The sequence below is a fragment of the Novosphingobium sp. TH158 genome, from assembly GCF_002855555.1.
Taxonomy (GTDB): domain Bacteria; phylum Pseudomonadota; class Alphaproteobacteria; order Sphingomonadales; family Sphingomonadaceae; genus Novosphingobium.
In genome coordinates this window covers 1,701,131-1,720,163 of the sequence record NZ_PKRT01000001.1, presented here as the reverse complement: position 1 = coordinate 1,720,163, position 19,033 = coordinate 1,701,131, and the positions used below count along the sequence as shown (strand labels likewise).

Here is a 19,033-nt window from a genome sequence, read left to right as displayed (position 1 = left end):
CGAATCGTTCGCAACAAGCAAGGAGTTAGATTTCATGCGTAAATGGCACCGCTGGCTGTCCGTGTTCTTCGGCGTGTTCCTGCTGTGGATCGCCGTCACGGGCACGCTCAGCCAGGTTGTTCCGCTCGTCCAGCGCGGCGGGTTCGAGAACGAGGCGGCGGAAAAGGCGGAGCGCGCCAGGGCCCTGGCCGCAGCGACCCCGCCGGGCTTCGTCTGCCCCGAAACGCTAACCTGCCAGCCCAAGCGCAAGGGCGGCTCGATCGTCGGCACGCTGCACCACCTGCATTCGGGCGAAAGCTTCGGCCCGCTCGGCGTGGTGATCGCCACGCTTTCGGGGTTCGCCATGGTGTTCTTCGCCTTCTCGGGCCTGTGGCTCTACATCCAGATGTGGCGCAACCGGAAGAGCAGGTCGATGAAGCCCGGCTGGTTCTGGGACTGATCCGATGGGCCGCCGCATCATCACCGGGCTGGACAGCGACGGGCGCTCTGCCGTGCTGGTGGACGAGGCGATCGTCCACACCGCCGGCGGCGCGGCGATCATCTGGGCGAGCGAAGCCCTGCCGGCAGACAATTCCGCGCCGGCAGGCCCGGTGCCGGCCTTCTCGTTCGACCTGATGCACGGCGGCGGCGCCTCGTTCATGGTCATGGAATACCCGGCCGACATGGGCGAATACTGGCACTCCACCGACACGGTCGATTGCCTGGCCATGCTTTCGGGCGAGATCGTCTTCATGACCGAGACGGGCGAGGTCACGCTGCGCGCTGGCGACGTGCTGGTCGATCGCGGCATCGTCCACTGCTGGCGCAACGACAGTGGCAAGCCCGCCCGCGCGGCCATCGTGCTGATGCCTGCAAAGCCGCTGGGCAAGGGGCGCACGGTGTGAGCCTGCGCCCGCGCCTTTCCCGGCCTTCAGCCCGCCGTCACGCGCTGGCGTGCCTGCGCGGCCGAGGTGGACAGGCGCACCATGTCGCCCTCCACCGCCGCCACCAGCTCGATCGGCAGGAAGCGGTGGCCGCCATCGGTATCGGTGCCGGATTCGGCGCGGGTCAGCTTGATCCGCTCGCCCTCCACGCCGTCGACCGTGCCGACATGCTCCCCGTCGGAGCCGACTACCTGCATGTGCTCGGCGATCTCGTCGGCAAAGCCGGTGTCGGCATTGTAGAGGAAGGCGCTCTCCCCGCCGGTCACCTGCTGTTCAAGCACCGGGTCGGGATCGAAGGTGATCTCGTTCTCCTCGTCCCCGGTATCTCCCGCGGCATCGGGGGGGCGCCCGTCGCGCGCCGCCTTCGACCAGCGGTCGCCGGTCGGGTTGGCGCTGGTGCCGGTCACGTTGCGGCTGTCCCGCGGTTCGTATTCGCCGCCCTGGCCACCCATGGGGAGTCTCCTCGGTTTGGATCGGGCGCGAAAACCGGCCCGCTTTTCCCTGAACACGCCGCAGGCCGCGGCGGTTCCCGAATATCCCCAACCGCGCCGCGCGCCGCCCTTCGCGCCGCCGCCGGCAATCCCTATATTGAACGCTCGCTCCAGAAGGAATCGACCCATGCCGCTGCTTGAAGCCCGCAAGACCTACAAGCCCTTCGAATATCCCTGGGCCTATGAATTCTGGAAGCGCCAGCAGCAGATCCACTGGATGCCGGAAGAAGTGCCGCTGGGCGAGGACTGCCGCGACTGGGCGCAGAAGATCTCGGAGAACGAGCGCAACCTGCTCACCCAGATCTTCCGCTTCTTCACCCAGGCCGACGTGGAAGTGCAGGATTGCTACCACGAAAAGTACGGCCGCGTGTTCAAGCCGACCGAGATCAAGATGATGCTCGCCGCCTTTTCCAACATGGAAACGGTGCACATCGCCGCCTACTCGCACCTGCTTGACACCATCGGCATGCCCGAAAGCGAATACGGCATGTTCCTTGAGTACGAGGAACTGAAGGCCAAGCACGATTACCTGCACACCTTCGGCGTCGATACCGACGAGGATATCGCCCGCACCCTCGCCATGTTCGGCGGCTTCACCGAAGGGCTGCAGCTCTTCGCCAGCTTCGCCATGCTGATGAACTTCCCGCGCTTCAACAAGATGAAGGGTATGGGCCAGATCGTCAGCTGGTCGGTGCGCGATGAATCGCTGCACTGCGAAGGCATCACCAAGCTGTTCCACACCTTCGTCAAGGAACGCGACTGCCTGACCAAGGCGGTGAAGGAAGACATCATCGACTGCTGCCAGAAGACGGTGCGCCTCGAAGACGCCTTCATCGACCTCGCCTTCGAACAGGGCCCCGTGCCGGGCATGAGCGCCAAGGAAATCAAGCGCTATATCCGCTACATCGCGGACTGGCGCCTCGGCCAGCTCGGCCTGCCGGCGATCTACATGATCGAGGATCACCCGCTCCCCTGGCTCACCCCGCTGCTCAACGGCGTGGAACACGCCAACTTCTTCGAAACCCGCGCGACCGAATATTCGAAGGGCGCCACCCGCGGCGACTGGCAGACCGTCTGGTCCAGCTTCGACAAGCGCCAGAAGGCGAAGTCGGCCAACGACGGCGAGGACGCCGCGCTTGAGGCCGGCGCCGAGGGCGAGGGCACGCCGGATATGTTTGCTGGTGGTGTGGCTGCGGAGTAGTTGCATGACGGACATAGTCATAGACCCTAGTGAGGGCGGCAAAAATCTTGTCATTCCAACCGATAAAATACCTCCAGCAGCTTGGCAGGCGATATACTACCATCTTAGTAAAAAAACTGAGACAAGAAAAAAGTTACACTCTGGCGCGTTCACAATTGATAAAGATAAAATAATTGATTTGATTTATCGTCTCAAGCAATCAATTGTAGCTTACGGTCCTCAGGCTGAAAAAGTAGAGTTTACGGTCGCGTTTCGTAACGATACTTCTGAGCAGCTTTCGAGCTTGGAAAAATTTATTGCCACAGATGTAAGTCATAAGGGTGCGCAAACAAAAAGTGTTGCAATAGATTTTGACTTCATAGTTTGCCCGGCAAATGAATTGCAGGGAGGTATGATGCCTCCACAAAAATTCAAAGTTTTTATGCTTTTGGATCAAGATTTTTTTTCAGATCCTGATCCTGAGCAGGCAGGGTTTTTTAATGATGGAGTTGCTGGCAAGAACGTTCTCAGCGTAATCGAGTATTCTGAGTACTCGGTATCGAGGGCGTTGCAAGGGGCTGTGGACGAGTGGGTTGCAACGCTCCCGCGTCGCGATGTTCCATTCGTTTTAAAGAAACTTCCCACAAGTATTCGTGCATTCAATGGGGCCATTCCAATTTTCGCAGCGGTCCTGGCTATCGTGCCGTTTATGCGATTTTCAAATCCCTTGAGTTTCTCTCAGGGGGCGCTGCTCCTTCTTCAAGCTATGTCGGCTGCTTTATTTGTATTCGGGTTCATGAAGATTTTTATCAAATGGGCTCTAAATACAATTGCTAAGATTCAACCTACTACGTATCTGCTAATAAGTTCTGGCGACCAAGAAAGACGTACAAGGATTGAGAAGGAAATAAAGCGACGCTCTGCTAGATTTGCTTTCGTTTTTGGGGTAGTTATAGTGGGCTTTTTGGTTGGGACATTGTCAAGCTTGTTTGCAAGCTATATTCAAGCAGGGCTACAGTGACCGAGGTGTAGAAATTTAGAAGCCCCGAAAATAAAGTGCCAACCATGCTCACCGTCCACGAATCCTCCATCCCCGTCATCATCAAGCGGCTCACCGCGCTCTCGGGCGTCCTCGCCAAGGGGGAAGCCCATGCCAAGGCCAAGGGCGTGGACGAGGCGAATTACCTCACCATGCGGCTGGTGCCCGATATGCTGCCGCTCTCCGCCCAGGTGCGGATCGCCTGCGACGTGCCGCGCCGGGGCATGGTCCGCCTGAGCGGTGGTGAGCCCGCGCCGATGGAGGACAAGGAAGGCACCTTTGCCGACCTGCAGGCGCGCATTGCCGATACCATTGCCGTACTCGAAGGCATCACGCCCGAAAGCCTCGAAGGGGCGGAGGAACGGCAGGTCACGCTCCCCACCCCGCGCGGCGAGGTGCTGGAATTCACCGGCCGCTATTTCCTGTTCGGCTTCGTCCTCGCCAACCTGCACTTCCACTGCACCATGGCCTATGCCCTGCTGCGCGGTGCAGGTGTGGAACTGGGCAAGGCGGACTATATGGGCGCGCCTGCCTGATCGGGCTGCCGCTGTCCTACAGGCGCGCCGTGCGGTAAAAGGCGCGGGCGATGCCGCTCTCTTCCTGCCTTGCCCCCGGCCTGCCGCTGCCCGCCCGTGCCGCTTGGCGGCGCGCCGGTGGGCGGGCGGGGCGGCGGATTTTTTTATTTCGCGGCGTGTTTCCGTCGCAAAAACGGCGCAAGCCACTGGGATTCCACGGCAAAAGGTTTGGACGCGAGGTTTACACCGTGTCAACCTTGTCAACCTCAACCCCGCCGGGCCAAACGCCCCCCGGCGATATCCCCAAGCCACGGCGCGCGGGCGGGGGCGGCGCGGTTGCAATCGTTTCCCGGCGCGTTAAGGGCCGGATTGCAGGCCCCGACCGCCCCGGGGCAACCGAGGGAAACGCGCCATGAAGATCCTGACCGGCAACTCCAACCTGCCGCTCGCCCGTGCCATCGCCGCCTATCTCGAACTGCCGCTGACCGATGCCTCGGTCCGCCGCTTTGCCGACGAGGAGGTCTTCGTCGAGATTCACGAGAACGTGCGCGGCGAGGACGTGTTCGTGGTGCAGTCCACCTCGTACCCCTGCAACGACAACCTGATGGAACTGCTGATCTGCATCGATGCGCTGCGCCGCGCATCGGCCGCGCGGATCACCGCCGTCACCCCCTATTTCGGCTATGCCCGGCAGGATCGCAAACCCGGCCCGCGCACGCCGATTTCGGCCAAGCTGGTGGCCAACCTGATCACCGAGGCCGGGGCCGACCGCGTGCTGGCGGTGGACCTGCACGCCGGGCAGATCCAGGGCTTCTTCGATATCCCCACCGACAACCTCTATGCCGCACCGGTGATGGCCGCCGATATCCAGGCCCGTTATGGCGACCAGCCGCTGATGGTGGTCTCCCCCGACGTCGGCGGCGTGGTGCGCGCCCGCGCGCTGGCCAAGCGGCTGGGCGAGAACGTGCCGCTGTCGATCGTCGACAAGCGCCGCGACAAGCCCGGCTCGTCCGAGGTGATGAACATCATCGGCGACGTGAAGGACCGCGCCTGCATCCTGATCGACGATATCATCGATTCGGGCGGCACCCTGTGCAACGCGGCCGAGGCGCTGATGGCCGCCGGCGCGGCCAGCGTTACCGCCTATCTCACCCACGGCGTGCTTTCGGGTAAGGCGGTGGAGCGGGTCAACGGTTCGGCGCTGAAGGAACTGGTCATCACCGATTCGATCCAGCCGACCGAGGCGACGCTCGCTTCCGACCGCATCCGCGTGCTGTCCATCGCCCCGCTGGTGGGCGAGGCGATCCGCCGCATCGCGGACGAAAGCTCGGTCAGCTCGCTGTTCGACTGAGCCGGCCCCGGCAGGCCGCTATTCCCAGGGGCGCACCCCGCCCGGTTCCAGCCGCTTGATCGCCTCGAGCCGGCGGGCCTGACGGCTCTCCAGCGCGAGGGTGAGGATTGGCTGCGGGCGCTGGACGAACTGGCGCGGCGTCATGCCGAAGATCTGGGTGAACTCGCGGTTCAGGTGGCTCTGGTCGTAATAGCGCAGGGCCAGCTCCGCCGCCTCGCCCTCGTCGGCCACGCCGCGCAGGTGGGCCGCCATGTCGAGCGCGCGGGCGCGGCGCAGCACCTGCTTGGGGCTCATGCCGAAGTCACGCGCGATGATCCGCTCAAGGCTGCGGGTGGTGATGCCGCATTCGGCGGCAAAGTCGGCCACGGCGAAGGTCGGATCGGCCAGTGCCGCCGTCTCGAACCGGGCGGTGACGGGATCGGGCAGGCGCCCGCCCTTCTCGCCGATGATGCGGCGGATCAGGTCTTCAAGGTAGAGCAGGCACTGCTCGGGCGATCCGGCGCGGTCCAGCTGGTCAAGCGCATGGGCGCCGGGCAGGCCCATCTCGCCGCAGTCGAACATGCGATCGAGCACCACGGCGGTGGGCTGGCCGATCAGCGCCGGGCCGGAACCGGGGCGCAGGCTGAAGCCGATCGAGGTGAAGGCGCCGCGCACGGTGATCGGCATGAGCCGCGATTGCGGGCCGAAGAACACCGCCGAGCGGCCAAGGCTGTGCGTGCCGTCGGGCGTCGTCGCCGACCAGTTGCCGCGCAGCTGGAAGCGGAACACAGAGGCATCGGCGACAATGCCGCAATCGAGCACGTAATCGTCGGGCGCGTCGATGATCGTGGCATAGAGCCCGCCGATCCACGGGGCGATGTCGGCGGCAGGCGCGCGGTTGTAGGACAGCGGCTGGCCCAGGCGCGAAACGCCGTGCTGCGGGCTCAACGCCGCATCGACCGCTGGAATGGTCCGCTTCAACATGATGGCCTGCGCCCGAGTTCCCTGAGCCGGAAAAGCACGTTCCGGCCTGTCTGTATGTTTGCCCCCCAATACAACGGTTGGGAAAGGCAAACTTGTAGGTTCCCGCCAAAACCGTTGCTTCTTGACCGAATGCCCGACAGGCGGGCAGGAGGCGGGCATGAAGCTTGATGACGATATCGCCCTTGCCCACCGCCTCGCCGATGCGGCGCGGGAAGCCATCCTCCCCTGGTTCCGCAGCGAGCTGGCCAGCGAGCGCAAGGGAGACGCCACGCCCGTGACCGAGGCGGACCGCGCAGCGGAGGAAGCCATGCGCCGCCTGCTCAAGGCAGAAGCCCCGCGCGATGCCGTGCATGGCGAGGAATTCGGCGCGACGACCGGCTCCAGCGGGCGCACCTGGGTGCTCGATCCGATCGACGGCACGGCGGGCTTCCTTGCCGGCCGTGCCATGTTCGGCACCCTGATCGCGCTGGTGGTCGAAGGCTGGCCGGTGCTCGGCATCATCGACCAGCCGGTGATGAACGAACGCTGGGTGGGCGTGAGCGGACGGCCGACCACGCTCAACGGCAAGCCGGTGCGCACCCGCGCCTGCCGCAGCCTGGAGGAAGCCACGCTGGCGACCACCGGGCCGCACTACTTCGACGATCACGAGGGCGGCCACTTCATGGCGCTTGCCGCGCGCACCGATCACCGCCGCATGGTGATGGGCGGCGATTGCTACAACTATGCCATGCTGGCGACGGGACACCTCGATATCGTCTGCGAGGCCGGGCTCAAGCTGCACGACTGGGCGGCGCTGGTGCCGGTGGTGGAAGGCGCGGGCGGCACGATGTGCGACTGGAACGGCGATCCGCTGCATTCGGGATCGGCGGGCCACGTCCTGGCGCTGGGCGATCCGGCGCGGCTGGAAGACGTGGTCGAGGCGCTGGCCTGCGGGCATTGATGGGGCAGCCGCTGCGCTTCTTCTTCTACGGCACCCTGCTCGACGGCGGCGACAACCCGGTGGCGCAGGAGGTGCACCGGCTGCTTGAGCCCGGCTCACCTGCCAGTGTACGCGGCGCCTTGCATGCCTTGCCCGATGCGGCCGGCTGGTTCCCGGCGCTGGTCGCGGGCGAGGGCGAGGTCTTCGGGCGGGTCTATACGGCGCGGCCGCAGTTTACCGGGGCCGACCTTGCGCGGCTGGATGCCTATGAGGATTTCGACCCCGTCCGGCCGGCAACTTCGCTGTACCTGCGCCGGGAAGTGGCTTTGACCGGCGGTGGCGCGGCTCAGGCCTACCTCTTCAACCAGCCCCTCCCACCCGGCAGCCGGCCCATCCGCAGCGGCGATTTCCGGAGCTGGCTTCGCGAAACCGGCCTTGCGCCGTTCACCGGCCTGCGCGAGGCTTGATCGAATACAACGATACAGAGAGGAGCCACCATGCAGCTTTCACTTTACCAGGCCACCGTGCCGTCCTTCCTGCAGATCCTGCGCCCGGTGGCGGGACTGGTGGAGAAGGCGCGCGAACACTGCAAGGCGCAGGGCGGCGAGGAGGCTGCGCTCTGCGATGCGCGGCTGGCACCCGACATGTGGCCCTTTGCCAAGCAGGTGATGGCGGCGGTCCAGCATTCGGCTGGGGCCATCGAAGGGGCGAAGCGCGGCGAGACGGGGCCTGACATGTCCGCGCCGCCGACCAGCTTCGATGCGCTGGCCGCAGCCGTTGCCGGGGCGATTGCCGCGCTGGAGAAGGTGACGCCCGAGGAGGTCGACGGCATCGCTGCCAATGACACCTGCTTCCGCTTCGGCGAGCGGATCATGCCGTTCACCGTGGAGGATTACCTGCTCTCCTTCGCCCTCCCCAACTTCTACTTCCATGCCTCGATGGCCTATGCCGTGCTGCGGAACCAGGGCGTGCAGGTGGGCAAGGCGGACTTCCTTGGGGCGATCCGGCTCAAGCACTGACCCGCCGGGGCTTGCTTTTCCGCCCGCCTTGGCCTAGTGGCGCGCGCTTCATTGACACGGAATCGATGACTGGCCTGGCTGAAAGGGCTGCCATGGCGAGTTGGACGTGTCTTCGAACAAGGAGACGAAAATGCCCAAACTGAAGACCAAGAGCGGCGTGAAGAAGCGCTTCAAGCTCACCGCTTCGGGCAAGGTGAAGCACGGCGTTGCCGGCAAGCGTCACCGCCTGATCAGCCATAACGGCAAGTATATCCGCCAGAACCGCGGCACTGAAGTGATCTCCGACGCCGATGCGAAGGTGATCAAGAAGTGGGCGCCCTACGGGCTGAACTGAGGAGCGCTAGACCATGAGCCGTATCAAGAGGGGTGTTACCACCCGCGCCAAGCACAAGCGGATTCTGGACCAGGCGAAGGGCTATCGCGGCCGTCGCAAGAACACGATTCGCGTCGCCCGCCAGGCCGTCGAAAAAGCCGGCCAGTATGCCTACCGCGACCGCAAGGTTAAGAAGCGGACCTTCCGCGCCCTGTGGATCCAGCGCATCAACGCTGCCGTCCGCGCCGAAGGCCTGACCTATTCGCAGTTCATTCACGGCACCAAGCTTGCCGGCATCGAACTCGATCGCAAGGCAATGGCCGATCTGGCGATGAACGAAGGCGGCATTTTCGCTGCCGTGATCGCCCAGGCCAAGGCAGCCCTGCCGGCCTGACGATCCGGACCAAGCGGTCCTGAAACACAAGAACGCGGGAAGGCCCTGGCCCTCCCGCGTTTTTTGTGGCCCTTTTTTGGCATGAAACAGGTTTGTCATTTGCCAAGCCCCGCGCGATCTGCGCAATTGTAGGTAATAAGACATACAGGGGCAGAAATTCGGTGTCGCAGGGATGCGAGGTTCAGGCGCGATTCTTTCGCCCGCCGGCGGAGATGCGTCGCTATTTCACGACGTTCTACCATGTGGAAGCGCGCATGTGCACGCCTTACCATGCGGTTGACTACCTGCACCCCGAATGGACCAATTTCCGGTTCCACGATGGCTACAAGCCGGTTTCCACGAACTATCGCGGAGACTGCGTTTCGAACGCGGGCTTTTATGTGACGGGGCCGAGCAGCCGCGCGGTGAAGTTCGAGTTCGACGATTCAATCCGCGTCTGGGGCGTCGGCATCCTGCCGCTCGGCTGGGCCAAGTTCATCCGCGCCGATGCGGCGGACTGGGCCGATGCGCTGGTCGACGGCAACCGCACTCCCGCTTTCGCCGACTTTGCCGGCCTGGCAGACACCTTGTTCCAGGGCGAGCCCGACGTCGACGGGGAACTGGCGCGCATCACGGACTGGTTCGCGGCGCGGCTTGACCGACCGGTACCTGACGAGGACCGCATCGTTGCCGTGCACACCGCGCTTGTCGATCCGGAAGTGGTCAGCGTGACCGACCTTGTCGCGCGCACCGGGATCAGCCAGCGGACGGTGGAGCGGATATGCCATCGCGCCTTCGGCTTTTCGCCCAAGCTGTTGCTGCGCCGCCAGCGATTCCTGCGCAGCCTGGCCAAATATGCCCTTGATCCCAGCCTGAAGTGGATCGGCGCGCTGGATGGGCAATACCACGACCAGGCCCAGTTCGTGCGCGATTTCAAGCAGTTCATGGGAATGACGCCGCGCCAGTATGCGGCTCTCGAAAAGCCGATGCTGTCCGCGGTAATGCGGGAAAGGGCACGCTTTGCCGGCAAGGCGGTGCAGGCGCTGGACGCGCCCGACTGACCGCTGCCTGCAGGCAGGTTGCCCCCTGCCGCCCCAGCCTCTAAAGGGCCGCGTTCAACCCTTCTGAGCAGGACGGAAAATCACGTGGACCATGCAGCTACCGGACAGGAAGCGCTTGCCCGCATTGCGGCGGCTGGCGATCTCGATTCGCTGGAGAAGCTGCGTGTCGAGTTTCTCGGCAAACAGGGGTCCATTTCCGGCCTGCTGAAGACGCTTGGCGGCATGTCGCCCGAGGAGCGGCAGGCAGAAGGCCCGAAGATCCACGCCCTGCGTGAAAGCGTGACGCTGGCCCTGGCCGATCGCAAGGCGGCGCTCGAAGACGCGGCGCTCGAAGCGCGGCTGGCGGCCGAACGCATCGACCTTTCGCTGCCTGCTCCCGATGCCCCGCGCGGTTCGGTCCATCCCGTCAGCCAGGTGATGGACGAACTGGCGGAAATCTTCGCCGACATGGGCTTCGCCGTCGCGACCGGCCCGGAAATCGAGGACGACTGGCACAATTTCACCGCGCTCAACATGCCGGAAAGCCATCCGGCGCGCGCGATGCACGATACCTTCTACTTTCCGGACAAGGATGCAGAAGGGCGCGACATGCTGCTGCGCACACATACCAGCCCGGTGCAGATCCGCTCGATGCTGGCAAAGGGGGCGCCGCTGCGCATCATCGCGCCGGGGCGCGTCTATCGCTCGGACTCGGATGCCACCCACACGCCGATGTTCCATCAGGTCGAAGGTCTGGTGATCGACAAGGGTATCACCCTTGGCCACCTGAAGTGGACGCTGGAAACCTTCCTCAAGGCCTTCTTCGAGCGCGACGACATCGTCCTGCGCCTGCGGCCGAGCTATTTCCCCTTCACCGAGCCGTCGGTGGAAGTGGACGTGGGTTTCCGTCTGGAGAACGGCCGCCGGGTTCTGGGCGGCTCGGGCGATGCTGCGGGCCACGGCTGGATGGAACTGCTCGGATCGGGCATGGTCAACCGCAAGGTGATCGAATTCGGCGGTCTCGATCCGGACGAATGGCAGGGCTTCGCCTTCGGTGTCGGCGTGGATCGCCTGGCCATGCTCAAGTACGGCATGGATGACCTTCGTGCCTTCTTCGATGGCGATGTCCGCTGGCTGCAGCACTACGGCTTCGGCGCGCTTGACCAGCCCACCCTTTCCGCTGGCGTAGGAGCAGTGGCATGAAGTTCTCGCTCTCCTGGCTCAAGCATTTCCTCGAGACCGAAGCCTCGATCGAGGAGATTTCCGCGCGACTCAACGCCATCGGCATCGAGGTTGAAGGTATCGAGAACCCGGCCGAGAAGCTGGCCGGATTCCGGGTTGCCCGCGTGCTGACCGCAGAGAAGCACCCGCAGGCGGACAAGTTGCAGGTCCTCACCGTCGATACCGGCGATGGCAAGCCGCTGCAGGTCGTCTGTGGTGCACCCAATGCGCGAGCCGGCCTTGTCGGCGTGCTGGGCCTGCCCGGCGCTGTGGTCCCGGCCAACGGCATGGAGCTGAAGGTTGCCGCCGTCCGCGGGGTCGAGAGCAACGGCATGATGTGTTCCAGCCGCGAGCTGGACCTGGGTGACGATCACGCCGGGATCATCGAGCTGCCCGAAGACGCGCCCATCGGCACCGCCTTTGCGGATTACTCGCAGGCAGACCCGGTGTTCGACGTGGCGATCACGCCTAATCGCCCGGACTGCATGGGCCTGTTCGGCATCGCGCGTGACCTTGCCGCGGCCGGTCTCGGTACGCTCAAGCCACATGTTGCGCCGGTCGTTGCCGGCAATTTCGCCTGCCCGGTAGAGATCCGCACCGACGATCAGGCCGGATGCCCGGCCTTTTACGGTCGCGTGATCAGGGGCGTGACCAACGGCGCCTCGCCCGAATGGCTGCAGGCTCGCCTCAAGGCTTCTGGCCAGCGCCCGATTTCGGCCCTGGTCGATATCACCAATTACGTCATGCTGGCATTCGGCCGCCCGGCCCACGCCTATGACCTTGCCAAGCTGAAGGGCACGGTCGTGGCGCGCAAGGCGAACGAGGGCGAGACCTGCCTGGCGCTTAACGGCAAGGAATATCCGCTCGACAGCACGATGACCGTGATCGCCGATGACAGCGGGGTGCACGACATCGCCGGCATCATGGGCGGCGAACATTCGGGCTGCACCGAAACGACCACCGATGTCCTGCTCGAGATCGCCTATTTCGATCCCGAACACATTGCCTCGACCGGACGCAAGCTCAACCTCACGTCCGACGCGCGCCAGCGTTTCGAACGCGGGGTCGATCCGCAGTTCCTTGATGCCGGGCTCGACATTTTGACCGACCTGATCCTGCGCCTGTGCGGCGGCGAGGCGAGTGAGGTTGTCCGCGCCGGCACACCGCCGAGCGGGGCCAGGACCATCGCCTATGACCCGTCGCTGGCCGCCACCCTGGGCGGCGTGCCGATTGCCGACGAGCGCCAGAAGGCCATCCTCGAGTCGCTGGGCTTCATCGTCGCTGCCGGCTGGCAGGTGACCACGCCCGGCTGGCGGCCTGACATTGCCGGCGCACCCGACCTTGTCGAGGAAGTCGTCCGCATCCACGGCCTCGACAATATCGAAAGCACGCCGCTGCCGCGCGCCGGTGGTGTTGCCACGCCCACCGCAACCCCGGCGCAGAAGCTGGAGCGCCGCCTGCGCCGCGCTGCCGCCGCGCGCGGCCTCAACGAGGCTGTTACCTGGTCGTTCCTGCCGCAGGACGCGGCCGATCACTTCGCCAATGGCAATGGCGGCCTGTGGGTGCTGGCCAATCCGATCAGCGAAGACATGAAGGCCATGCGTCCCTCGCTGCTGCCGGGCCTGCTTTCCGCCGCCGGGCGCAACGTCGCGCGCGGGGCGAGCAGCCTGCGCCTGTTCGAGATCGGCCGTCGTTACCTGCGCGGCGAAGGCGGCCATTCGGACGAGCGCCTTTCGCTCGCCGTGGTGCTCGCCGGCGAACGCACGCCGCGCGGCTGGGCGAGCGGCAAGGCAGCGCCTTTCGACGCCTTCGATGCCAAGGCCGAAGCGCTTGCCCTGCTGGCAGAGGCGGGCGCGCCCGTGGACAACCTGATGGTCATGGGCGAGGCCGGGCCGCAGTTCCATCCCGGCCAGTCGGCCACGCTGCGGCTTGGGCCCAAGACGGTGCTTGCCCGCTTCGGCATGATCCATCCGGCAACCGCCAAGGCTTTCGACATTGACGTGCCGGTGGCCATGGTCGAGCTGTTCCTCGATGCCATCCCCGGCAAGAGGGGTGCGGCGAGCTTTGCCCGCGCGCACTATGCCCCGCCGGCCTTGCAGGCACTGACGCGCGATTTCGCCTTCCTCGTCGATGCACAGGTCCCTGCCGGCGATCTTGTCCGGCTGGTCCGGGGGGCGGACAAGGCGAACATCGTCGGCGCCCGCCTGTTCGACGATTTCCGCGGGCAGGGCGTGCCGGAAGGGCAGAAGTCGCTGGCGGTGGAAGTCACGCTTCAGCCGGGCGAGAAATCCTATACCGAGGATGATCTCAAGGCGATTGCAGACAAGGTGACGGCGGCTGCCGCCAAGCTGGGCGCGGTACTGCGCGGATGAAGACGGCGCTGGTCACCGGGGCGAGTGCCGGCATTGGCGAGGCCTGCGCGCGGGGCCTGATCGCCACCGGCTGGCGCGTGATCGGCACCGGGCGCAGGGCGGAGCGGCTGGACGAGCTGGCCCGCGAACTGGGCGAAGGCTTCGTGCCCGCCGTGTTCGACATTCGCGACGAGGCCGCCCGCGATGCCGCGCTTGGGGCTTTCGATGGCTTTGATCTGCTGGTCAACAATGCCGGCCTCGCGCTCGGCACCGCCCCGGCGCAGTCCTGCGACCTCGAGCAGTGGAAGACCATGATCGAGACCAACGTGACGGCGCTGGTTTCAATCACCCACAAGCTGCTGCCCGGCCTGATCGCGCGCAAGGGGGCGATCATCAACCTGTCCTCGGTCGCGGCGACCTATCCCTATGCTGGCGGCAACGTCTATGGCGGTACCAAGGCTTTCGTGCGGCAGTTTTCGCTGGGCCTTCGTTCAGACCTCGCAGGTACGGGCGTGCGGGTAACATCGATCGAGCCGGGCATGGTCGAGACCGAATTCACCCTGGTGCGGACTGATGGTAACCAGGCGGCGCACGATGCGCTTTATGGTGGGGCGAACCCGATCCTGCCGGGCGACATGGCTGACATCGTCGTCTGGATCGCCAACCTGCCACCGCACATGAACATCAACACGATCGAAATGATGCCGGTAAGCCAGAGCTTCGCCGGCTTCCAATACGCCCGCAACTCCTGACAGACTGTTCCCGCCCGTGACTTCCAGCCGCCGCACCTTTGCCATCATCTCGCACCCTGACGCGGGCAAGACCACGCTGACCGAGAAGCTGCTGCTGCACGGCGGCGCGATCCACCTTGCCGGGCAGGTCAAGGCACGCGGGGCGGCGCGCCGGGCGCGTTCCGACTGGATGAAGATCGAGCAGCAGCGCGGCATTTCCGTGACCAGCTCGGTCATGACCTTCGAACGTGACGGCATCACCTTCAACCTGCTCGACACGCCGGGCCACGAGGACTTTTCCGAAGATACCTATCGCACCCTGACGGCGGTGGATTCGGCGATCATGGTTATCGACGCAGCAAAGGGCATCGAGCCGCAGACTCGCAAGCTGTTCGAGGTCTGCCGTTTGCGCTCGGTGCCGATTATCACCTTCGTCAACAAGGTGGACCGCGAGGGCCGATCGCCCTTCGAAACGCTGGACGAGGTAGCCGACGCCCTTGCGCTTGATGTCTGCCCGATGTCGTGGCCGGTGGGGCTGGGCGGCGAATTCCAGGGCGTGCTCGACTTTGCGACGGGCGAGATCAGCCGCCCCGAAGGCGACAGCCGCGAGTTCCTGGGCAAGCGGGAAAAGGCAGAGCTGCCGGCCGCGATCGCCGAGGAAGTGGAACTGGCCCAGGGCGGCTATCCCGCGTTCGACCTTGAAGCCTACCGCCACGGTGACCTGACACCGGTCTATTTCGGATCGGCGCTGAAGAACTTCGGTGTTGCCGAGCTGATCGACGCCATCGCCCGCTTCGCCCCGCCGCCGCGGCCGCAGCCAAGCGAGCAGGGCACGATCGACCCCACCAACAAGGAAGTCACCGGCTTCATCTTCAAGGTCCAGGCCAACATGGACCCGATGCACCGTGACCGCATTGCCTTCATGCGGCTGGTATCGGGCACCTTCAAGCGCGGCATGAAGCTGACGCCCTCGGCACTTGGCAAGCCCATCGCCATACACTCGCCGATCCTGTTCTTCGCGCAGGACCGCGAGATTGCCGACACGGCCGAGCCGGGCGATATCATCGGCATCCCTAACCACGGCACGTTGCGCGTGGGCGATACGCTTTCCGAAGCGAACAAGGTGCGCTTCACCGGCCTGCCCAACTTTGCCCCGGAAATCCTGAGGCGTGTCGCCCTGAAGGATCCGACCAAGACCAAGCAGCTGCGCAAGGCGCTCGACGATCTTTCCGAAGAGGGCGTGATCCAGGTGTTCTACCCGGAGATCGGCAGCCAGTGGATCGTCGGCGTGGTCGGCCAGCTCCAGCTCGACGTGCTGATTTCCCGACTGGAGGCCGAGTACAAGGTGGAGGCGGTGCTGGAGGCTTCGCCCTTCGACACGGCGCGCTGGCTGAAGGGCAGCGATGCGGCGCTCAAGGCCTTTGCCGATTTCAACAAGTCGAACCTCGCCAAGGACCGCGATGGTGATCCCGTCTTCATGGCGCGGTCTTCCTGGGATGTCGGCTACCAGCAGGAAAAGAACCCGGAGCTGACCTTCTCTGCGACGAAGGAACGTTGAAGATTAAGGGGGTTCGCGCAGAGTCCGCAGAGAAGGAAAAGAGGCGCAGGGATGCAGCGCCTGCGGCGAGGCCGCTTTCAATTTATTGACTTTGCGGCAGTGCGACCCCGCTTTGGTGACTGAGCCTTCGGCTCGGGGCGTCTCCTCTGCGTCTTCTTTTATTTCTCCGCCGTCTCTGCGATAATCCGATTACTGCACCACCAGGAAATAGCGCGCATCGCCGGCGCCGCGGTTCATCACTTCGATGGTGTAGCGCTGGGTGAACAGTGGCACCCATTTGCACAGGCCGCCGCGCCCGCTCTCATCCGTGCAGATCGGCTTAGCACTGGGGTCGAGGACGCGCAGGGCCAGCCTGTCTCCCGTCGGCGCAGACAGGGCGATGGTGGCGGCGCTGCCGGAAAGGAACAGCTGGCTGAAGCTTTCGCGCCCGCCGACGGACAGCTTGCCGCTGCGGTAACCGGGACCGAGCGGGCGGCCGCGCCACGGCGGACCCGCTTCGCCGCGCACGGCATCGCGCCAGGCGGGCAGCGGATCTCTGGGCGCACCTTCAAGCGGCTGCGGCCCCGAGGCATCGATCACCTGGACGGCGCGGGCCAGCGCCTTGCCGTCTCCGCGCGCCTCCGCCTCGGCCGCATCGGCCATGGCATCGGCCAGGCGCACGGCAAGGCTGGCCTCTGCCGGCGCCGCCTGCGCGGTTCCAGGCGAGGGCGATGAGGCGCAGGCGCCGGCCAGCAGCAGCGCAACGATCGGGGCGCGGCGGAACAGGTTCATGGCTTGGTCTCCGGAGCAACGATGAAGCAGGCACCCTTGTCACGGGGCGCGAGGGTGAGGGTGAGGCGGTGGCGTTCGGCGATGGCACGGGCCAGCGCAAGGCCCAGGCCCGCGCTGTGCCGCCTGCCGGTGCCGTTGAGCCGGGCGGCGCTGCGGCCACGCCGGAAACGGTCGAAGATGTGTTCGCGCTCATCCTCGGGAACGCCGGGTCCGTTGTCCGAGACGGTAAGCACCGGCCCCTGCTCAAGCGCAAGCCGCACGGTTCCCCCCGCCGGGACATATTTGAACGCATTGTCCAGCAGGTTGGTGATCAGCCGCGTCAGCTGCATCTCCTCGCCCTGGCAGGTGATCCCCGGCATGATCGAGCGGACGAAGCGGTGGCCGCTCTCCTCGGCGCTGTCGGCGTAGAGATCGGCCACGCGGGTGACGAGCTGGCTGAGGTTGACCGGCGAGAGGCCGAGGCGGTCACCCTTGCGCGCTTCGCTGGTGGCGATGTCGAGCAGCGATTCGAGCAGCGCGACGAGGTGGCGGATTTCGGCGCGGGCATCGCTGAGGTGCCGGCGATCGTCATCGTCCTGCGCTTTGGCCAGCGCCTTCACCAACCGGTTATCGAGGTGCATCAGCGGGGTGCGCAATTCGTGGGCGACCTGGTCCGTCGTCTCGCGATGGGCGTTGACCATGCGCCGCAGGTGGGCAAGCGCCTCGGAGGTGTGACGGGTCAGCTCGCCGATCTCGTCGGTTTCCCTGCTGCCTTCGGCCAGTGCTTCAAGGCTGGGCTCATCGGGCTCGCGGAAGGCGCGGTTGATGCGGCCGACGCGTTCGGCCAGCCGGTTGGCCCGCCAGCGGCCGATCACGCCCACGGCCAGTGCGGCGATGGCTCCCGCAGCAAGGAAGGCCCAGCCGATAGCTGAGGCCAGCGCGGAATCGTGGCCATATTCGCGCGCTACAAGCAGCTTCAGGTCAGGCGCGAGCTGGGTGGCGCGGGCATAGGCAGGGATCCGGCCGGGCAGGGTGACGTATCCAGCCTCCGAAAGACGTGCATCGAGCTTCGGCCAGGTGGCAATGTCTCCCGCCAGTCGCCGCCCGGCGTTGTCCGCCACCATGTAGTGCGAGGCATTGCCTTCGGGCGCGGAGAGGACGAGCCGGTCCTCGATGCGCCGGGCCAGTTCCGCCTGGCCGCCGCTGGCGTGGATATCGGCCATGGCGGCCAGCTCGACATCGACCGCGCGGACCAGCGCCGCGCGGCTTGAACGTTCCAGCGTGGTATAGGTGACCACCCAGAGAAGCAGGGTTACGCCCACCGAAACGAGCATCGCCCAGAGCACCAGCCGGGCGAAGATCGAATGGCGGAAGCGGACCTCGCTCATGCGCCTACCTGCCTTCCAGCAGGCGGTAACCGGTGCCCCAGATCGTTTCGAGGGCAGGGGTGGTGAAGCCGTCTTCCAGCTTGCGACGCAGGCGGCCGATGTTGACATCGACCACGTTGGTCTGCGGATCGAAATTCATCTTCCACACGTCGCGCAGCAGCATCTCGCGCGTTACCACTTCGCCCGCATTCTCCATGAAATAGCGGAACAGCTCGAATTCCTTGGGGCTCAGCGCGATGTGGCGGTTGGCGCGAAAGGCGGTGCGCGCCTTGGTGTGGCATTCGAACTGGCCGTAAATGATCACGGCAGCGTGCTCGCGCCCCGAATTGCGTCGGTGCAGAGCACGCAGGCGGGCCACGAGTTCTTCGGCCTCATAAGGCTTGGCAAGGTAATCGTCGGCCCCGGCATCTAGCCCTTCGGCCCGGTCAACCGTGCGGCCCAGCGCAGAGAGCATCAGCACCGGCGTTCCCACCCCGCTTTCGCGCAGGCGCTTGAGGATGGTCATCCCGTCAAGATCGGGCAGCATGCGATCGAGGATGATGACGTCGAAATTGTCGCGCCCGGCGCGCAGCAGCCCGGCTGCCCCGGTGCTTTCCCAGATTACCGTATCGCCGTGATTGCGCGCCAGGTCCTGCACTTCTTCGGCAGCGCGCTGGTCATCTTCCACGTAAAGAATGCTGATCCCGGCCATCGATTCCCCAATTCCCCGCCTTGCTGCCAGCCTGTCATCTTGCTGACAAGCAGCGTCATCTTCCTGACGGCTCCTAATTCGGGACTGGAACTCCGCCACACACCTTGGTTGTTAGGAAAATGACAAAGACTGTTAGGTGCCGGTACTGGGCGATGAAAAACGGGCCGCGCCGCCGGAGGTTGGCAGCGCGGCCCTATCGCCCGCCCGGTCTTGGGGA

At 65.0% G+C, this 19,033-nt stretch carries 21 protein-coding genes; 16 read left to right on the top strand and 5 right to left on the bottom strand.

All coding sequences use genetic code 11. The annotated features are described in order from the left end of the window. The first annotated feature begins 34 nt into the window (after positions 1–34). Positions 35–439 (top strand): PepSY domain-containing protein, encoded by a 405-nt coding sequence (locus C0V78_RS08515; protein ID WP_101797325.1) that lies wholly within the window; start codon positions 35–37, stop codon positions 437–439. Positions 440–443: 4 nt separating this feature from the next. After that, positions 444–884, top strand: coding sequence for a cupin domain-containing protein (locus C0V78_RS08510; protein ID WP_101797324.1), 441 nt, complete (start codon positions 444–446; stop codon positions 882–884). Between the two features lie 26 nt (positions 885–910). On the opposite strand, the gene C0V78_RS15280 is transcribed toward C0V78_RS08510, so the two are convergent. After that, positions 911–1,375: a DUF2171 domain-containing protein gene (locus C0V78_RS15280; protein WP_371514430.1), complete on the bottom strand. Its 465-nt coding sequence runs from the start codon at positions 1,373–1,375 to the stop codon at positions 911–913. Between the two features lie 166 nt (positions 1,376–1,541). Here C0V78_RS15280 and C0V78_RS08500 point away from each other — a divergent pair, with 166 nt between their 5' ends. From C0V78_RS08500 to C0V78_RS08490, 4 genes are all read left to right on the top strand, one after another. Further along, positions 1,542–2,615 (top strand): ribonucleotide-diphosphate reductase subunit beta, encoded by a 1,074-nt coding sequence (locus C0V78_RS08500; RefSeq protein WP_101797323.1) that lies wholly within the window; start codon positions 1,542–1,544, stop codon positions 2,613–2,615. Between the two features lie 4 nt (positions 2,616–2,619). Further along, complete coding sequence (locus C0V78_RS14765; protein WP_144039861.1) at positions 2,620–3,615, top strand: hypothetical protein; 996 nt, start codon at positions 2,620–2,622, stop codon at positions 3,613–3,615. Positions 3,616–3,659: 44 nt separating this feature from the next. Then, positions 3,660–4,169 carry a DUF1993 family protein gene (locus tag C0V78_RS08495; protein WP_101797322.1) on the top strand — a complete coding sequence of 170 codons (510 nt, stop codon included), beginning with the start codon at positions 3,660–3,662 and terminating at the stop codon, positions 4,167–4,169. Between the two features lie 391 nt (positions 4,170–4,560). Then, on the top strand, positions 4,561–5,499 hold the full coding sequence (locus C0V78_RS08490; RefSeq protein ID WP_101797321.1) for a ribose-phosphate pyrophosphokinase: 939 nt from the start codon (positions 4,561–4,563) through the stop codon (positions 5,497–5,499). A gap of 18 nt (positions 5,500–5,517) precedes the next feature. On the opposite strand, the gene C0V78_RS08485 is transcribed toward C0V78_RS08490, so the two are convergent. Continuing rightward, the gene (locus C0V78_RS08485) at positions 5,518–6,462 is read right to left on the bottom strand and encodes an AraC family transcriptional regulator (RefSeq protein WP_101797320.1); all 945 of its coding nucleotides are present in this window, start codon (positions 6,460–6,462) and stop codon (positions 5,518–5,520) included. Between the two features lie 157 nt (positions 6,463–6,619). On the opposite strand from C0V78_RS08485, the gene C0V78_RS08480 reads away from it, so the two are divergent. The 10 genes from C0V78_RS08480 to C0V78_RS08435 all read left to right on the top strand — a co-directional run bounded on the left by C0V78_RS08480 (position 6,620) and on the right by C0V78_RS08435 (position 15,987). Next, a complete protein-coding gene (locus C0V78_RS08480) occupies positions 6,620–7,402 on the top strand; it encodes an inositol monophosphatase family protein (protein ID WP_101797319.1) in 783 nt (260 codons plus the stop codon). Then, positions 7,402–7,848, top strand: a complete 447-nt coding sequence (locus C0V78_RS08475) for a gamma-glutamylcyclotransferase (RefSeq protein WP_101797318.1) — start codon at positions 7,402–7,404, stop codon at positions 7,846–7,848. Before C0V78_RS08480 ends, C0V78_RS08475 begins: the two co-directional genes overlap by 1 nt. A 30-nt stretch (positions 7,849–7,878) precedes the next feature. Continuing rightward, a complete protein-coding gene (locus tag C0V78_RS08470) occupies positions 7,879–8,400 on the top strand; it encodes a DUF1993 family protein (protein WP_101797317.1) in 522 nt (173 codons plus the stop codon). Between the two features lie 130 nt (positions 8,401–8,530). Further along, positions 8,531–8,734 carry a 50S ribosomal protein L35 gene (gene rpmI, locus C0V78_RS08465; RefSeq protein WP_101797316.1) on the top strand — a complete coding sequence of 68 codons (204 nt, stop codon included), beginning with the start codon at positions 8,531–8,533 and terminating at the stop codon, positions 8,732–8,734. 13 nt (positions 8,735–8,747) lie between these two features. Then, positions 8,748–9,107 (top strand): 50S ribosomal protein L20, encoded by a 360-nt coding sequence (gene rplT, locus C0V78_RS08460; protein ID WP_101797315.1) that lies wholly within the window; start codon positions 8,748–8,750, stop codon positions 9,105–9,107. Positions 9,108–9,319: 212 nt separating this feature from the next. Further along, positions 9,320–10,147, top strand: coding sequence for an AraC family transcriptional regulator (locus C0V78_RS08455; RefSeq protein WP_101797314.1), 828 nt, complete (start codon positions 9,320–9,322; stop codon positions 10,145–10,147). Positions 10,148–10,231: 84 nt separating this feature from the next. Beyond that, a complete protein-coding gene (gene pheS / locus C0V78_RS08450) occupies positions 10,232–11,329 on the top strand; it encodes a phenylalanine--tRNA ligase subunit alpha (RefSeq protein WP_101797313.1) in 1,098 nt (365 codons plus the stop codon). After that, positions 11,326–13,719, top strand: coding sequence for a phenylalanine--tRNA ligase subunit beta (pheT, locus tag C0V78_RS08445; protein WP_101797312.1), 2,394 nt, complete (start codon positions 11,326–11,328; stop codon positions 13,717–13,719). The genes pheS and pheT overlap by 4 nt, the downstream gene beginning before the upstream one ends. Continuing rightward, on the top strand, positions 13,716–14,450 hold the full coding sequence (locus C0V78_RS08440) for an SDR family NAD(P)-dependent oxidoreductase (protein WP_101797311.1): 735 nt from the start codon (positions 13,716–13,718) through the stop codon (positions 14,448–14,450). Before pheT ends, C0V78_RS08440 begins: the two co-directional genes overlap by 4 nt. Positions 14,451–14,466: 16 nt before the next feature. Then, positions 14,467–15,987, top strand: coding sequence for a peptide chain release factor 3 (locus tag C0V78_RS08435; RefSeq protein WP_101797310.1), 1,521 nt, complete (start codon positions 14,467–14,469; stop codon positions 15,985–15,987). A gap of 189 nt (positions 15,988–16,176) precedes the next feature. Here C0V78_RS08435 and C0V78_RS08430 read toward each other — a convergent pair whose 3' ends face one another. Genes C0V78_RS08430 through C0V78_RS08420 form a run of 3 tightly spaced genes read right to left on the bottom strand, consistent with a single transcriptional unit; the run spans position 16,177 to position 18,816 of the window. After that, on the bottom strand, positions 16,177–16,758 hold the full coding sequence (locus C0V78_RS08430; protein ID WP_101797309.1) for a hypothetical protein: 582 nt from the start codon (positions 16,756–16,758) through the stop codon (positions 16,177–16,179). After that, positions 16,755–18,125: a HAMP domain-containing sensor histidine kinase gene (locus C0V78_RS08425; RefSeq protein WP_101797308.1), complete on the bottom strand. Its 1,371-nt coding sequence runs from the start codon at positions 18,123–18,125 to the stop codon at positions 16,755–16,757. The genes C0V78_RS08430 and C0V78_RS08425 overlap by 4 nt, the downstream gene beginning before the upstream one ends. Before the next feature lie 4 nt (positions 18,126–18,129). Next, positions 18,130–18,816: a response regulator transcription factor gene (locus C0V78_RS08420; RefSeq protein ID WP_101797307.1), complete on the bottom strand. Its 687-nt coding sequence runs from the start codon at positions 18,814–18,816 to the stop codon at positions 18,130–18,132. Positions 18,817–19,033: the final 217 nt, after the last annotated feature.

What these genes read in the sequence shown, in the direction of transcription:
- C0V78_RS08475 (WP_101797318.1), top strand. Translation starts at nt 7,402, where the DNA reads ATGGGGCAGCCGCTGCGCTTCTTCTTCTACGGCACCCTGCTCGACGGC.
- C0V78_RS08440 (WP_101797311.1), top strand. Translation starts at nt 13,716, where the DNA reads ATGAAGACGGCGCTGGTCACCGGGGCGAGTGCCGGCATTGGCGAGGCC.
- C0V78_RS08425 (WP_101797308.1), bottom strand. Translation starts at nt 18,125, where the DNA reads ATGAGCGAGGTCCGCTTCCGCCATTCGATCTTCGCCCGGCTGGTGCTC.
- C0V78_RS08510 (WP_101797324.1), top strand. Translation starts at nt 444, where the DNA reads ATGGGCCGCCGCATCATCACCGGGCTGGACAGCGACGGGCGCTCTGCC.
- rplT (WP_101797315.1), top strand. Translation starts at nt 8,748, where the DNA reads ATGAGCCGTATCAAGAGGGGTGTTACCACCCGCGCCAAGCACAAGCGG.
- rpmI (WP_101797316.1), top strand. Translation starts at nt 8,531, where the DNA reads ATGCCCAAACTGAAGACCAAGAGCGGCGTGAAGAAGCGCTTCAAGCTC.
- C0V78_RS08470 (WP_101797317.1), top strand. Translation starts at nt 7,879, where the DNA reads ATGCAGCTTTCACTTTACCAGGCCACCGTGCCGTCCTTCCTGCAGATC.
- C0V78_RS08490 (WP_101797321.1), top strand. Translation starts at nt 4,561, where the DNA reads ATGAAGATCCTGACCGGCAACTCCAACCTGCCGCTCGCCCGTGCCATC.
- C0V78_RS08430 (WP_101797309.1), bottom strand. Translation starts at nt 16,758, where the DNA reads ATGAACCTGTTCCGCCGCGCCCCGATCGTTGCGCTGCTGCTGGCCGGC.
- C0V78_RS14765 (WP_144039861.1), top strand. Translation starts at nt 2,620, where the DNA reads ATGACGGACATAGTCATAGACCCTAGTGAGGGCGGCAAAAATCTTGTC.
- C0V78_RS15280 (WP_371514430.1), bottom strand. Translation starts at nt 1,375, where the DNA reads ATGGGTGGCCAGGGCGGCGAATACGAACCGCGGGACAGCCGCAACGTG.
- C0V78_RS08455 (WP_101797314.1), top strand. Translation starts at nt 9,320, where the DNA reads ATGCGTCGCTATTTCACGACGTTCTACCATGTGGAAGCGCGCATGTGC.
- pheT (WP_101797312.1), top strand. Translation starts at nt 11,326, where the DNA reads ATGAAGTTCTCGCTCTCCTGGCTCAAGCATTTCCTCGAGACCGAAGCC.
- C0V78_RS08515 (WP_101797325.1), top strand. Translation starts at nt 35, where the DNA reads ATGCGTAAATGGCACCGCTGGCTGTCCGTGTTCTTCGGCGTGTTCCTG.
- C0V78_RS08500 (WP_101797323.1), top strand. Translation starts at nt 1,542, where the DNA reads ATGCCGCTGCTTGAAGCCCGCAAGACCTACAAGCCCTTCGAATATCCC.
- C0V78_RS08480 (WP_101797319.1), top strand. Translation starts at nt 6,620, where the DNA reads ATGAAGCTTGATGACGATATCGCCCTTGCCCACCGCCTCGCCGATGCG.
- C0V78_RS08495 (WP_101797322.1), top strand. Translation starts at nt 3,660, where the DNA reads ATGCTCACCGTCCACGAATCCTCCATCCCCGTCATCATCAAGCGGCTC.
- C0V78_RS08485 (WP_101797320.1), bottom strand. Translation starts at nt 6,462, where the DNA reads ATGTTGAAGCGGACCATTCCAGCGGTCGATGCGGCGTTGAGCCCGCAG.
- C0V78_RS08420 (WP_101797307.1), bottom strand. Translation starts at nt 18,816, where the DNA reads ATGGCCGGGATCAGCATTCTTTACGTGGAAGATGACCAGCGCGCTGCC.